We start from the raw sequence: 15,223 nt of genomic DNA on the forward strand, positions 1-15,223 counted from the left end.
TACAAAACAAAAAACCAAAGCAAAAACATTTTTGCTTTGGTTTAATTAATTATTTTTATCCTATAATCTGTATCGAATTTTTAGGACCAGACAATTTATATAGAAGTGTGTTTTCTAAGATTCTGCAAATCCGTTTTTAATGGCAAAGACTGCCAAGCCAACTCTGGTTTTTAAGTCTAATTTTTCACAAAGTTGATCTCTGTAGCTTTCTACAGTTCTTGGGCTGCAGCACATTCTGTCTGCAATTTCTTTATAGCTTAATTCTGTAACAGTGTATCGCAAAAATTCTTTTTCACGATCAGAAATTCTCACACCGAATTCATTCTTATCATTATTCATGTTAGAAAAAATGATCTTTGAAGCCCATTCTGGATAGAAAAACCCTTCTGAGTTTAACTTTGTAAGTGCTTCTTCTAGGTCTTTTGGGTGGGTGTTTTTTAGCAGATAACCTTTTGCTCCGTTTTTAACCATTTTGATGACGCTTTTATCATCACCTTGCATGCTGAGTGCCATAACTTTGATATTCGGATGATTTTGTTTCAACCAAAGTACAGTTTCAAAACCATCCATAATAGGCATACTGATGTCTAATAGAATGATATCTGGAATGGGGTTATTATCTTCAAACTTTTGAATCAGATCTTTTCCATTTTCGGCAACGTAAATAACTTCAAAATCTTTGAAATTACCTATAATTCCTTCTAAAGCTTTTGCGATAAGCAAATGGTCATCAACAATAACTATAGTTTTTTTCATGCTTTCTTTTTTAAAATAATAGTAAGGGTAGTACCGATGTTCTTTTTACTTTCAAGGCTGAATTTTGCCCCGATAATTTCGGCTCTATTTTTCATATTCGTTAATCCTATTCCGTTTGAAGTAATCTTTGATCTGTCAAATCCTACACCATCATCTTTGATTTTTAATTCCCAAAAGGATTCATCAGATATATTCAGATCAATGAAAATGTTTTTACAACGGGAATGTTTTATGCTGTTTTGTATAAATTCCTGAGTGATTCTTAAAAGCATATTTTTCTGAACGAAATCTAAATCCAGGTTTTCAAAATTATGCTTAAAACTCACATTGCACTTTTTAAAAGAGTTGGTATTGTCCACTTCTTCCTGAATTAAAGTTACAATTTCTTTTTGACTGATATTATCATCCGTTAAGGTCTTAGATAAGCTTCTTAAATCTTGTAAAGATTGATTGATGATTTGTGAAACCTGATCTATTCTTTCGCTTACTTCCGGAACTTTATTTTCGTACAAAAGTTGTTGTGTGTAAAGACTTACCAAGGTTAATTTTTGTCCAATATTATCATGAAGTTCACGACCAATTTGCTGCATTGTAGCATGTTGGATTTCCAATTGGGTAGCCAGAAGTTCTTTCTGGTGAATTTCATTTTTTATTTCCATTTCATTGATATATTCTTTTTTGCGCTGTTTGTATTTTCGGATATAAATCATCACGGCCACCACAAACAGCACAAAGAATATATTGAATAAAATAATCGTTATTAAGAGCTCTGTTTTCCCCATATGAATGATACTGAAAATAGAATATACATAATAATTCCTGAGATTAAGAAGTAATTAAAATAAATGTTCCAAAGTTCCATATATTTAGTCAGGAGGCTAAAGAATGCCCAAAATGGAAGGGTTCCTATATAAAATAAAGTAACTCCTAAATTAATATAGAACATTTTATTTTTACTAAAATTGAGAATGTCTGAAGAATTAACTTGTCTATAATACTCCATAATCACAAGGATCATAAGCATTAGGCAGCCCAGCGTATAATTAAATGAAAGAATTATTTTTCTTGGTACAAAATAAAATTCGTTGGGAATAAAGGAGAGCAGATATATGGAGGACATTATATAAAATAATTTGGGCCTTTTTAATGATTTTGCAGCATAAAGCCAATAGAAAAATAAAAATTCAATTGGAATTACAAAATAGTTGAAAAATTTTGGTTTATTATATTCTACAAAATTCCCTCCCCATTTCCCAAATAACTCACAGAAAAACATAAGTATAAGATAAAACGAAAAGTACTTCCAGTAATGGTCTTTGGCTCGTCTATAATACAATATAGAGATAAAAGCGGCAAGCCCTTCCACCAAAAATAAAGAATTCTGTAGTACTTTTTGAAATTCAGTCATTGTATATGCTCCTGTAAATATATTTAAATTTTAAAATGATTCTCCTATTTGAATTTCTGGCGGAGCAAGCGATCCGTGGTTCTGAGAAAAGACAGGACCTACTGGTTTTTTAGCCAATGCCATTACCTTTTCTTCTTCTCCAATATTGTTATTTTGATTGTAACTGGTAGCATCCAAAGGATTAAAGTCATAATTTAAAAGCTCTCCTTCTTCGCTTTTTCTTTTTAAAGTAGGAATCATTACAAGAGTGTGCTTTCCTGCATAGGTTTTTTCAATGGCAGTATTTTCCATTATATCCCAGTTTTTTAGTTCCGGATAGGCAGCGTAGTAAAATCTAACCCCTAAATTATTTACTGTAATTGTTGTATCTACTTTTTGAACTTCGTTTTCAATATCAGAAATGAATTTTTTCAATGTTGCCAAATCGAAACAGATAGAATGTGCATCCTCCATTTCCAGTTTAGTGTTGATGACACCGAGTTGGTTGTTTCGGTAATTGTCCACTAATTTTTGAACGAAATCTGAAGACATCGTGTTTGGGCCTGGAGCACGCTTGCCAGCCTCCTCATTAAAATCAGGTGTTGTTTCCATAATGTTAGCTTTTGTAGTATAATAATAGTTAGTAATGCAAATTTCGCATTTTTTTTAGGTTAAATAGCACGTATTTTTCCTATTTATTTTCCGTGTTTTCACGGATTGTTATTTTTGGTTTAAATTTTTATGTATTTGAGTGTTTTTAGTGAAAATAAAAAAGCGATGGAAAAAATTCCATCGCTTGATTTTCTTAAAGTTAACTTGTGTTAAATACATGGGTATTTCCTAAAATCTCTGCATGTGTAATCTACTGTACAGCAAAGACCTGGTGGGCATGACCAATCAATTGCACATTTAGGAGGGTACTCAATGGATCCCATGATTTTGCTTAAATCATTTCTCTTTAATTTTTTCATAGTAATACTTGTTTTGATTAATAAATTGTTTTGGTACGTAAATATAAGTAACTGTTTCTATTATTATGCCTCACGACTTGTGTTTTTATTGGCGCAAAAAAAATAAGTGCCGTAGATTGGGTCTACAGCACTTATTACAAAAATAATATATATGAAAAAAAACTATTTATTTTTCTGCAGGTCTGAAAACTAAACCTGTTTCCTCAAAATAATCTAACGTGATTCTATCGCCTTCATTTACCGTTCCCGCTAGAATTTCTCTAGATAATTTGTTTAATACTTCCTGTTGAATAACTCTTTTCAATGGTCTTGCACCAAATGCAGGATCATATCCTTTATTCATCAGATAATCTACAGCGTCTTGAGTGGTTGTCATGATAATGTTTCGTTTTGCTAGCATATCATTGTATCCTCTCAATTGATACTGAACGATTTTTCCAATTTCTTTTTTTCTTAAAGGTTGGAACAATACAGTCTCATCAATTCTGTTTAGGAATTCCGGACGTAAAGTTTGTTTCAACAGATCAAAAACTTCAATTTTAGTTTTATCAACAATTTGATCTTGGTTTTCTTCTGTAATGTTTTCAAAATTCTCCTGAATGATGTGCGAACCTAAGTTCGATGTCATAATGATAATTGAGTTTTTGAAATTCACAACTCTACCTTTATTATCTGTCAAACGACCGTCATCCAAAACTTGTAACAAGGTGTTGAATACATCTGGATGCGCTTTTTCAATCTCATCTAGAAGTACAACAGAATAAGGTCTTCTTCTCACAGCTTCCGTCAATTGCCCACCTTCATCATATCCAACATATCCCGGAGGAGCACCAACAAGTCTAGACACGCTGTGTCTTTCCTGATATTCACTCATATCAATTCTTGTCATATTGTTTTCATCGTCGAATAAGAACTCGGCCAACGCTTTTGCCAGCTCGGTTTTACCAACACCGGTTGTTCCTAAGAATAAGAATGAACCAATTGGCTTTTTATCATCACTTAATCCCGCTCTGTTTCTTCTGATAGCATCTGCAACTGCAGTAATTGCTTCCTCTTGTCCAACAACTCTGTGATGAAGTTCGGTTTCAAGGTGTAATAGCTTTTCTCTTTCAGACTGTATTAATTTGGTTACAGGAATTCCTGTCCATTTTCCAATCACTTCAGAGATGTTATCTGCGGTTACTTCTTCTTTAATTAATTCGTTCTGATGGTTTTGCATTTCCAATTCAAGTTTCTGCAAAGCATCTTCTTTTTCTTTTATTTTTCCATATTGTATCTCAGCTACTTTTGCGTAGTCACCTGCTCTAGAGGCTCTTTCCGCTTCGTGTTTCAGAGATTCAATATCTTTTTTGATCTGGGTTAAATCCTCAGATTTTTGTTTTTCTTTTAACCATTTAGCATTAATTTCGTTTCTTTCCTCAGAAATTTTTGAAATATCTTCTTTTAAATGGTCTATTTTTGTTTGATTGCCTTCTCTTGAAATAGCGGCCAATTCAATTTCCATCTGCATCAGTTTTCTGTCTAAAACATCCAGTTCTTCAGGTTTTGAATTGATTTCCATTCTCAATTTAGCAGAAGCTTCGTCAATAAGGTCAATTGCTTTATCCGGTAAGAATCGGTCTGAAATATATCGTTGAGACATTTCTACTGCTGCAATAATCGCTTCATCTTTGATTCTTACTTTGTGGTGAGCTTCATATTTATCTTTGATACCACGAAGAATAGAAATTGCCGATTCAGTATCTGGTTCTTCCACCATAACTTTTTGGAAACGTCTTTCAAGCGCTTTATCTTTTTCAAAATATTTTTGATATTCATTTAAAGTGGTTGCACCAATTGCTCTTAATTCTCCTCTTGCTAAAGCAGGTTTCAGAATATTCGCAGCATCCATTGCACCTTCACCACCTCCGGCTCCAACCAATGTGTGGATCTCATCGATGAAAAGAATGATCTGTCCGTCTGATTTAATCACTTCATTGACCACAGATTTCAAGCGTTCTTCAAATTCACCTTTGTATTTTGCACCGGCAATTAAGGCTCCCATATCCAATGAATATAAGGTTTTGTCCTGTAAGTTTTCAGGAATATCACCTGAAATGATACGGTGAGCAATTCCTTCAGCGATAGCCGTTTTCCCAACACCCGGTTCACCAATTAGGATTGGGTTGTTCTTTGTTCTTCTTGATAGAATTTGCAACACTCTCCTGATTTCTTCATCACGACCAATCACAGGATCAAGTTTTCCTTCCGCTGCGAGTTCGTTGAAGTTTTTAGCGTATTTATTTAAGGATTGATACGTTTCTTCTGAACTTGCAGAAGTAGCCTTGCTTCCTTTTCTTAATTCTTTAATGGCGCCTTCCAAAAGACTTTTGGTGACACCCATATCTTTCAACATTTTAGAAACTTCTGAACTTGTTTCTAAAAGAGATAACCATAAATGCTCAATCGTTACATATTCATCGTCCATTTTTTTGGCGATGTTCGGGGCGTCCAATAAAACTTTATTGGCAGATTGTGAAAGATAAATGTTTCCTCCTTCAACTTTAGGAAGTTTTTCTAAATTCTCACGATTGCGCTCTCTTACCAAATTGGCATCTGCTTCAGATTTTTTTAATAAGAAAGGCGAAATATTTTCATCCGTCTGGAAAATTCCTTCCAAAAGATGTTGAGGTTCTATGCTTTGATTACCAAACTCCATAGCAACTTGTTGTGCTGCCTGGATGGCTTCTTGTGATTTTACTGTATATTGATTTAAGTTCATATTTTTATATTTTTTGTAATGGTTAAGTTCGGATTAATTTTTCTAAAAACATCAAGAAACTAAATTTTAAGGCTCAGTTTCTTAATGTTATCAATTATTTATCATTTAATTCGATTAACTTATCGCAAAAAGTATTCTATTATTGAATTTTTAAATATTTAGGACATAATTTCCGAATTGTGTATTTTTAAGGCGAAAGCAGAAAGACAAAATTTCCGATTCGCAATAATTTGGAGTAGATTGATGGAAAAATCGTCATATTGAGTTGAAACTATAAAACTGTAAATGGTAAATAAGTATAAATGAAGGTTATTATTTTGAACGAAATGAGGTGAAATGAAGAATTATTTTAAATAAAACCTAGCGTCAAAAATCATAACATGAAAATCAACATATTAAAATCAAAATAATTACTTTTGCGTTTACCTGATGGAGTTAAAAGAAAAACAAAGAAAAATATTAGACGTTGCTGTAGAACTTTTCAAAGAGAAAGGGTATATGGGCAGCTCTGTGAGAGACTTAGCAACAAAGCTTAATATTAAAGCGGCTTCTTTATATGGCCACATTCGTTCTAAAGAAGAAATTCTGGAATGGATTTGTTTTGGTATTGCTCAGGAATTCTTTGATGAGCTTCAAGTGGTAAAAAGTACAAACATTCCTCCAAAAGAGAAATTGAATTTATTTATTGATAAACATTTATCGGTCGTACTAGAAAACCGTGATGTTACTCATATTTACTCTAATGAATGGAAGCATTTGGAAGAGAGGCTTCCTGAGTTCATCGAATTAAGAAAAAATTACCAACAAGAAGTTGAACAATTAATTTCTGAGATCTATAAAGCTGAAAAGTGGGAACTCAAATCTCCTAATTTTACCACAAGATTTATTCTTCATACCCTAAATACTTCTTATTTCTGGTTCAAAAGAAATATAGACTCCACGACTGAAATTACTGAAGAAATTAGAGAAAAAATTCTTTTCGGACTTTTAGGAAATCATAAAAAGTAATTTTTAATTCTAAATAAGCTTTGCATAAAAGTTTAAGCAAAATCTTTTTAATCTCAACCGTTATTGTCAAACTATACTTAGATTCCACGCTTCCCTGCGTTTCGCTTTGAATGAAAACCCCAACATAAATTTTTTATTAATCTAAACTCCAATATTTAACCTTTTTATTTAACCACAAAAGGAATAAAAGATTAGATGATATAATATAAAACTTATCATTAAACTGAAAAAAAGAAAACATTAGCCTTTAAAAATCTTTGCCTATTGAGCGGAGTCGAAATATTATTCTTTTGAGAACTTTTTAGCCATCTATTAACAATTGTAAAATTAAATTTAAAATTAGTTTAAACAGATTTTTAGGGTGGAAATTATTTAGAATCATTCAAAATATGACGAAAGTCATAAAAATTTTGTCAGCTCCCAAATTCTTTTTAAATTTACACCTAACAAATGTTAGTTAGTTATGGATGTGGATTTTTCAGTTGAATACTTAGAGCTCGACCAATTGAGACAGCTACAGTCGGAAAGACTGGTAGATTTGGTGGGCTATCTTGAGGAGAAGTCGGATTTTTATAAAAGAAAATTTGATGAATTAGGAATATCGCCACAGGAAATAAGGACAATTGAAGATGTTTCAAAACTACCGATTACCTACAAACAAGATTTAAGAGATCATTATCCGTTTGGATTATTTACCGTTCCCAAAAATGAATTGCAAAGAATTCACTGTTCAAGCGGAACAACAGGAAAACCAACGGTAGTAGGATATACGAAAGAAGATGTTGATTTATTCAGCGAAGTGGTGGCAAGATCATTAAATGCAGCCGGAGCAAAACCAGGAATGCAATTACATAATGCTTATGGATACGGAATTTTCACGGGTGGACTTGGACTTCATTATGGAGCTGAAAAACTAGGAATGAGCGTTCTTCCAATTTCTGGAGGAATGACCACGAGACAGGTAGATTTAATTATGGATTTTAAACCTGAAGTGATTTGTTGTTCGCCCTCTTATGCATTAACAATTGCTGATGAATTTGCGAACAGAGGAATTTCTGCAGATGAGATCAGTTTAAAATATGCTGTTTTAGGTTCAGAACCATGGACGGAAATTATCAGACATCATATTGAAGAAAGGCTTGGCGTTCACGCTACCAACATTTATGGATTGAGTGAAATTATTGGTCCCGGAGTTTCAATGGAGGATTTTGAGGAAAAAGGAGGTTCTTATATTTGGGAAGATCACTTTTATCCTGAAATTTTAGACCCGATTACCAAACAGCCCGTTCCTTTCGGGGAAGAAGGAGTTTTGGTGATTACGACTTTAACCAAAAAAGCAATGCCGCTTTTACGATATTGGACGAACGACATCACAAGTCTTTATTATGAAGAAAACTCAAAAAGAACAATGGTGAAGATGAAGCCCATTCTTGGGAGAGCTGATGATATGCTGATCGTACGAGGCGTAAATGTTTACCCGAGTCAGGTTGAAGAAGCTTTTTCTCATGTAAAAGGAGTAGTTCCCAATTATTATTTAACACCCATTGAGAAAGAACAAATGTGTGTGGCATTGGATATTGATTTGGAAATTGACGATGAATTTGTGAAAGCGCAACAAATTGAAATAAATACCGATGATTATGCTATTTTTGTCGGAAACTTTGGAAAAAGTATAGAAAACGAAATAAAAAAACGAGTAGGGATCACCACGAAAGTGAAGGTTCATGCTCAGGATAGTTTGCCTAAGTGCGAAGGTGGAAAAATTAATAGAATACTAAAAACAAAATGAATTCATTTTATAAATTAAAAACGGTAAGGGTTCAGAAAGATACCAACGATGCTGTAAATGTAGCCGTTGAAATTCCTGATGAATTGAAAGATAAATTCAGATTCAAACAAGGGCAGTATCTTAACTTCCGAATGATGATCAACGGAAACGAAGAGAGACGTTCTTATTCTATCTGCAATGCTCCGAGTGAAAAAAGCAACACGTTGGAAGTATTGGTTAAGCTTTTAGAAAATGGAAAAGTTTCAGGTTATTTCAACGAACATCTTCACATGGATGAAGTTCTTGAAGTGATGCCCCCGATGGGCGGTTTTAATACGTCTTATCACCCGACAAACGTAAAAACATACGTTGGTTTGGCGGCAGGAAGCGGAATTTCTCCGGTGTTATCAAACATTAAAGAAAGTCTTTACCAGGAACCGAATTCAAATGCCTATTTATTCTACAGCAACAGAAGCATGAATCATGTGATGAAAAAGGCTGAGATTGATAAGTTGGTTGAAACTTTTAATGGAAGACTGAAAGTTGTTTATTTAGTAAGCCGTGAGCAACATGAAGATCCGATTTTTGAAGGAAGAATTTCTCCTGAAAAACTAGATCAGTTGTTTGAAAGATATGTAGATATTGATGTTAAAGAATCTACATTCTTCATTTGCGGACCTTCAGAAATGATTAAAGGCATTGCTGATTATTTAAAGAAAGATAAAAAAGTACCTGCTATTCAGGTTTTGTTTGAATATTTCACCGCTCCGGACGAAGAAAATTCTGAGGAAATGAGCGATGAATTCAAAGCTATTGCCAATTTAGAAAGTATGGTAACGGTTATTATCGATGATGATGAATATTCGTTCCACCTTAATTCTAAAAAAGAGAGTATCTTAGATAAAGCATTGAAAGACAATCTTCCTGTACCTTTTGCTTGCAAAGGAGGAGTTTGTTGTACGTGTAAAGCGCAAGTATTGGAAGGAGAAGTTTTCATGGAGAAAAATTTCGCGCTTACCGAAGACGAAGTAGCAAGAGGATTTGTTCTTACTTGTCAATGTCACCCAACAACCAATGTGGTGATGCTTAATTATGATGTTTAATTTTTAATGAATTTTTTTCATTATTAAAACTAAAAAAAGATGGACTTAGAAAAATTTGTTCAATACGTTCACGACGAAAATAAAGTAGAGCCAAAAGATGTAATGCCCGATGATTACAGAAAATTATTGGTTCGTCAGATTTCACAGCACGCCCATTCTGAGATTGTCGGAATGTTGCCGGAAGCTAACTGGGTTTCAAGAGCGCCTTCATTGAGAAGAAAAATGGCTCTTTTAGCTAAAGTTCAGGATGAGGCAGGTCACGGTTTATATTTATATTCTGCAACCGAAACTCTAGGAAACGGAACCATTAGAGCTGACAGAGATGCTACTTACGATGATATGTTGGAAGGAAAAGCAAAATACTCAAGTATTTTTAATTATCCAACATTAAGCTGGGCAGATATCGGAGCGATCGGTTGGTTGGTTGATGGTGCTGCAATTATGAATCAGGTAATGTTGATGGGGAATTCTTACGGTCCTTATTCAAGAGCGATGGTGAAAATCTGTAAAGAAGAGTCTTTCCACCAAAGACAAGGTTACGAGATTTTAATGGCACTTTGTCGTGGTACAAAACAGCAGAAAGAAATGGCTCAGGCTTCGTTAAATCGTTTCTGGTGGCCGGCTTTAATGATGTTTGGTCCAAATGACGACAGTTCGCCAAACTCTAAAATATCTATGAATTATAGAGTGAAAAGAGAAAGCAACGACAGTCTTCGTCAGAGATTTATCGACGTTACGGTTTCTCAGGCTGAATTTTTAGGATTAACCATGCCGGATAAAGATCTTAAATGGAATGAGGAAAGACAACATTATGATTTCGGAGAACTTCCTTGGGATGAATTCATGGAAATCTTAAAAGGAAACGGACCTTGTAACAAAAAGAGATTACAGACAAAAGTGAAAGCGCAACAAGAAAACCTTTGGGTAAAAGAAGCAGCGATTGCTTTTGCGGAAAAACAACAAAAAGAAGTAATATAATATTTAATTTAAACCATTAAGATTTGTTTAGGAGTTTAATTAAGATAAATCATTCTGATTTTAAATCTAAATGCGAAGCTAAACTTAATATTCTTAACAACTTAATTGTCCTTAATGGTTCAAAAATTAAAGTTTAAAATAATTCAAAACTTAGAATTTAAAATTTGACTATGGCAAATTTAGATATGTGGGAAGTGTTTATTCAAACTAAACCGGGATTGTCTCACAAACACGTTGGAATAGTACAGGCGCCAACAGCAGAAATGGCTTTGCAAAATGCAAGAGACGTTTATACAAGAAGAAAAGAAGGGACTTCCGTTTGGGTAGTGCCAAGTAAATATATTGTGACTTCAGAAGGAGTAGATAAAGAGGCATTCTTTGATCCGGCTGATGATAAATTGTACCGTCACCCGACGTTCTACGATATTCCTAATGATGTAAAAAACATGTAATGAGCGCACTATTCAATTATTTATTAAAGTTTGCAGACGACAGTTTCATCATGGGACAAAGGTTGTCTGCGTGGTGTGGTGAAGGTCCTTACTTAGAGGAGGATATTGCATTGACAAACATTGCATTGGACGAACTTGGACAGGCCAATAACTTTTATGTGTATGCTTCAAGAGTTGCAGATAACGGTAAAAGTGAAGATGATTTGGCATTTTTAAGATACGAGCATGAATATGTAAACGCACATTGGGTTGAACTTCCGAATGAAGATTACGCGCAGACCATTCTTAAAGTATATGTTTTCTCGGTATATCAGAAGTTGATGTACGAAGCGTTGTCAAATTCGGCAGATGAAGAACTTTCTGCTCTTGCTCAAAAATCATTGAAAGAAGTAAGATACCACTATACGCACGCTGCATCTTGGATGAAAATTTTCGCTCAGGGAACAGAAGAAAGTAAAGCTCGTTTAGTGAAATCTCTTGAAAATATTTGGGAATATACAAAAGGTTTATTTGCAAAAGTGGAAGGAGAAGATGATTTAATTGCTTTAAACATCGCTCCAAATGTGGATGCTCTTTATGAAGATTTTCTTGCAATTACCCAAAAAGATTTTGGAGATTTCGGTTTAGAATATCCGGCTAATCCTTTTATGCAGCCAAAATCCAGAACAGGATATCATACAGAATACTTTGGATTTATGCTTTGTGAATTGCAGTATATGCAGAGAGCGTATCCGGGTTGTACTTGGTAGATTTTTGAATTTATATGAAGAAGTTTATAATTTTTTTATTGTTTAGCCTTGTTATTATATCTTGCCAAAAGAAGAATGAAAAGATTAAAGTAATTAAAAATATTAGAGATGTTGAGGAAATGTTTCAATTGAAAAATTATAAGACTCAGGTCAGAATGGCAAGTAATGATTCTACTGATCATATAACTGCTCAGCTAGGGGATTTTACTTTGTCAGGTGACATTGATACTAAATTGAATTGCAAAACTGGAATTTGGAGTTTGAAGAATCGAACTGATTCGAAAGAAATTCAAATAGATTATATAGCTTTTGATAAAAATGATGTCTTTAAAAATCAAATCGTTTTTAAAGAACATAATAAAATTGATTCTTCTGCGAGTAAATTTTATATAACAAAAGACAAAAATCCCAAAGAATTGGTGCTAAAGTTTTTCTCACCCAAAATGCAAGATGAGCTTTCAAAGGAAGCAAAAGTTGGGTATAGAATTTATAGAGGTTCAAAAAGGATTAAAGATGATTCTATTACCTATAAAGATGTTAAGGAAGGAAAATATCTTTCTAAGATAAATTTTACCTTTAAAAAAGGTGATAAAATAGTAGGATCTTTTAGTGAGTTTGTAACATCAAAAAACTCTAGAAGTAAGGATAGCCTTATTATGGGAAATAATACAATATATTTTATAGAAAAGATTGAATAATTTATTAAACATATTAACACAAGTTCCCGATCCGGAAATTCCGGTAATCAATATCGTGGAATTAGGTATCGTAAGAGAAGCGAAAATTACGAGCGAGAATTCTTGTGAAGTAACAATTACGCCCACTTATTCTGCCTGTCCCGCTATGTTTACCATTGAGGAAGACATCATGAAGATCATGAAAGAAAACGGTTGGGATGCGAAAGTAGTCACCAAAATGTTTCCGATTTGGACAACAGATTGGTTGACAGATGAAGCGAGAGAAAAACTTCGGGTGTACGGAATCTCACCTCCTGAAAAAGGAGCCGACGAACATCATATCGGGAAACCGAAAAAATGTCCACGTTGTGGTTCTATGCATTCAAAACAAATCAGCAGATTTGGGTCTACATTATGCAAGGCTTCGTATCAGTGTTTAGACTGTTTAGAGCCTTTTGACTATTTTAAATGTCATTAAAATGATACATTGCTACGTTATTTAATATTGTTAAATTAGAGCAGTGTAATTTTTTAATTCTTTAATCATTAAATTTAAAACCATGTATACACAACTTGATATTGAAACGCATTTTGATGGAAAACTTAAAATTGCTTATCTCAATCAACCAGAATCTTTAAACGCCCTTACAAAACCATCTTTAGCAGATCTAAAAGATTTTATTAAAGAATGCAGTGATGATGATACCGTAAGATGTGTCGCAATTTCGGGGAGAGGAAGAGCTTTTTGTTCCGGTCAAAACTTAGATGATGCTTTCGTACAAGGTAGCGAACACCATGATCATGATATCATCAGAAAAATTGTGGTAGATTATTACAACCCTTTGGTTACAGAAATTACACGTTGCAGAAAACCTGTGGTAGCATTGGTAAACGGTCCTGCAGTAGGAGCAGGTGCTATGTTGGCACTGATCTGTGATTTCGTTCTTGCGGTTGATAAATCATATTTTGCTCAGGCATTTTCAAATATTGGTTTAATTCCTGATACAGGCGGAACATATTTCTTACCAAAATTATTGGGAAGACAATTGGCTAATTATTTGGCTTTTACAGGGAAGAGACTATATGCTGACGAAGCTAAATCTTATGGATTGGTGGCTGAAGTTTTCAATGAAGAAGAGTTTTCTCCAAAATCAATGGAAATTCTTGAGAAAATGTCAAACATGCCAACTGCAGCTATTAAATTAACCAAAAAAGCATTTGCTCACTCGTATACCAATACATTGAAAGAGCAATTGGAATTAGAAGGTGATTTACAGCAGGAAGCTGCTGAAACAGAGGATTTCAAAGAAGGAGTAAGTGCCTTTTTAGAAAAAAGAAAGCCTAATTATAAAGGAAAGTAAAAAATTAATATAACAATGTACCAATGTAGCAGTTTAACAGTGATTGTTACATTGTTGCATTGATACACTGTTACATATGGAAGTAGGAATTATCGGTGCCGGAACGATGGGAATCGGCATTGCACAAGTAGCCGCAGCGAATGGATGCAAAGTTTGGGTCTATGACGCCAATGCAAAACAAGTAGAAATGGCAACCTTAGGTTTGGAAAAAACATTAACCAAATTGGTTGATAAACAGAGAATTTCGGCAGAAAAAATGACTGAAATTTTGGCTAATATTTCCACCGCTACGGAATTGAAGGACTTTAAAGATTGCGAATTAGTAATCGAAGCTATCATCGAAAACAAAGAGATTAAAACCAAAGTGTTCACAGAATTAGAGAAACACGTTTCAGAAAGCTGTGTCATTGGTTCCAATACATCATCTATTTCCATTACCTCTCTTGGTGCGGAACTACAAAAACCGGAGCGTTTCATCGGAATTCACTTCTTTAATCCGGCTCCTTTGATGCCTTTAGTTGAGGTTATTCCATCTTTACTTACAGAAAAATCATTAGCCGAAAAAATCTATAACCTCATGAAAGATTGGGGAAAAACCCCTGTTATTGCTAAAGATATTCCTGGTTTTATCGTCAACAGGATTGCCCGTCCTTACTATGGGGAAGGATTGAGAATTGTTGAAGAAAATATTGCAACGATAGAGCAGGTTGATGAAGCGATGAAAACAATCGGAAACTTCAAAATGGGTCCTTTTGAATTGATGGATCTGATTGGGGTGGATGTAAATTTCTCGGTAACTACAACGGTTTACAAAGAGTATTTCTACGATCCGAAATACAAACCTTCTCTTCTTCAACAAAGAATGTCTGAAGCGAAACTTCACGGCAGAAAAACAGGAAAAGGCTTCTACGATTACAGTGAAGGTGCTGAAAAACCTATTCCTCAAAAAGATGATGCATTGTATCAGCAAATATTTTTAAGAATTATTTCAATGTTAATCAATGAAGCGGTTGAAGCCAAAAGATTAGGTATTGCCAACGATGAAGATATTGAACTGGCAATGCAGAAAGGCGTAAACTATCCAAAAGGATTATTGGCTTGGGGAAAAGAAATTGGTTATTCTAAAATTTCTGAAACCTTACAAAATCTTTACGAAGAATATCAGGAAGAGAGATACAGACAAAGTCCGTTACTGCGTAAAATGTAACAATATACCAATCTAACGATGTAGCAATTGTGCTGTCATGCTGAG

The 15,223-nt window shown here is 34.1% G+C and carries 14 protein-coding genes; 10 read left to right on the forward strand and 4 right to left on the reverse strand.

Annotation, left to right across the window (positions count from 1 at the left end; all coding sequences use genetic code 11):
• Positions 1-114: 114 nt before the first annotated feature.
• The 4 genes from BUB80_RS18775 to clpB all read right to left on the reverse strand — a co-directional run bounded on the left by BUB80_RS18775 (position 115) and on the right by clpB (position 5,875).
• Positions 115-756, reverse strand: coding sequence for a response regulator transcription factor (locus BUB80_RS18775; RefSeq protein WP_073296267.1), 642 nt, complete (start codon positions 754-756; stop codon positions 115-117).
• A complete protein-coding gene (locus BUB80_RS18780) occupies positions 753-1,538 on the reverse strand; it encodes a sensor histidine kinase (RefSeq protein WP_073296270.1) in 786 nt (261 codons plus the stop codon). Before BUB80_RS18780 ends, BUB80_RS18775 begins: the two co-directional genes overlap by 4 nt.
• Positions 1,539-2,194: 656 nt before the next feature.
• Entirely contained in the window at positions 2,195-2,755 is a 561-nt protein-coding gene (locus BUB80_RS18790; RefSeq protein WP_073296277.1) for a hypothetical protein, read from the reverse strand.
• A 525-nt stretch (positions 2,756-3,280) separates the two neighbouring features.
• Complete coding sequence (gene clpB, locus BUB80_RS18795; RefSeq protein ID WP_073296280.1) at positions 3,281-5,875, reverse strand: ATP-dependent chaperone ClpB; 2,595 nt, start codon at positions 5,873-5,875, stop codon at positions 3,281-3,283.
• Between the two features lie 429 nt (positions 5,876-6,304).
• Between clpB and BUB80_RS18800 the strand changes: the two genes are divergently transcribed.
• From BUB80_RS18800 to BUB80_RS18845, 10 genes are all read left to right on the forward strand, one after another.
• Complete coding sequence (locus BUB80_RS18800; RefSeq protein ID WP_073296284.1) at positions 6,305-6,883, forward strand: TetR/AcrR family transcriptional regulator; 579 nt, start codon at positions 6,305-6,307, stop codon at positions 6,881-6,883.
• Between the two features lie 469 nt (positions 6,884-7,352).
• The gene (locus BUB80_RS18805) at positions 7,353-8,672 is read left to right on the forward strand and encodes a phenylacetate--CoA ligase family protein (RefSeq protein WP_083547275.1); all 1,320 of its coding nucleotides are present in this window, start codon (positions 7,353-7,355) and stop codon (positions 8,670-8,672) included.
• Positions 8,669-9,754, forward strand: a complete 1,086-nt coding sequence (locus BUB80_RS18810; RefSeq protein ID WP_073296290.1) for a 2Fe-2S iron-sulfur cluster-binding protein — start codon at positions 8,669-8,671, stop codon at positions 9,752-9,754. The genes BUB80_RS18805 and BUB80_RS18810 overlap by 4 nt, the downstream gene beginning before the upstream one ends.
• A 39-nt stretch (positions 9,755-9,793) precedes the next feature.
• Complete coding sequence (gene paaA / locus BUB80_RS18815; protein ID WP_073296292.1) at positions 9,794-10,732, forward strand: 1,2-phenylacetyl-CoA epoxidase subunit PaaA; 939 nt, start codon at positions 9,794-9,796, stop codon at positions 10,730-10,732.
• A gap of 170 nt (positions 10,733-10,902) precedes the next feature.
• Entirely contained in the window at positions 10,903-11,184 is a 282-nt protein-coding gene (gene paaB, locus BUB80_RS18820; RefSeq protein WP_039364405.1) for a 1,2-phenylacetyl-CoA epoxidase subunit PaaB, read from the forward strand.
• Positions 11,184-11,933: a 1,2-phenylacetyl-CoA epoxidase subunit PaaC gene (gene paaC / locus BUB80_RS18825; protein ID WP_073296295.1), complete on the forward strand. Its 750-nt coding sequence runs from the start codon at positions 11,184-11,186 to the stop codon at positions 11,931-11,933. Before paaB ends, paaC begins: the two co-directional genes overlap by 1 nt.
• A 14-nt stretch (positions 11,934-11,947) precedes the next feature.
• Positions 11,948-12,631, forward strand: a complete 684-nt coding sequence (locus tag BUB80_RS18830; RefSeq protein ID WP_073296296.1) for a hypothetical protein — start codon at positions 11,948-11,950, stop codon at positions 12,629-12,631.
• Positions 12,624-13,088, forward strand: coding sequence for a 1,2-phenylacetyl-CoA epoxidase subunit PaaD (paaD, locus tag BUB80_RS18835; RefSeq protein ID WP_073296299.1), 465 nt, complete (start codon positions 12,624-12,626; stop codon positions 13,086-13,088). The genes BUB80_RS18830 and paaD overlap by 8 nt, the downstream gene beginning before the upstream one ends.
• Before the next feature lie 82 nt (positions 13,089-13,170).
• The gene (locus tag BUB80_RS18840) at positions 13,171-13,971 is read left to right on the forward strand and encodes an enoyl-CoA hydratase/isomerase family protein (protein ID WP_073296302.1); all 801 of its coding nucleotides are present in this window, start codon (positions 13,171-13,173) and stop codon (positions 13,969-13,971) included.
• A gap of 76 nt (positions 13,972-14,047) precedes the next feature.
• The gene (locus BUB80_RS18845) at positions 14,048-15,178 is read left to right on the forward strand and encodes a 3-hydroxyacyl-CoA dehydrogenase NAD-binding domain-containing protein (RefSeq protein ID WP_073296305.1); all 1,131 of its coding nucleotides are present in this window, start codon (positions 14,048-14,050) and stop codon (positions 15,176-15,178) included.
• Positions 15,179-15,223 lie beyond the last annotated feature (45 nt).

It is taken from the genome of Chryseobacterium polytrichastri (assembly GCF_900142445.1).
In the GTDB taxonomy this organism is placed as follows: Bacteria; Bacteroidota; Bacteroidia; order Flavobacteriales; family Weeksellaceae; genus Chryseobacterium; species Chryseobacterium polytrichastri.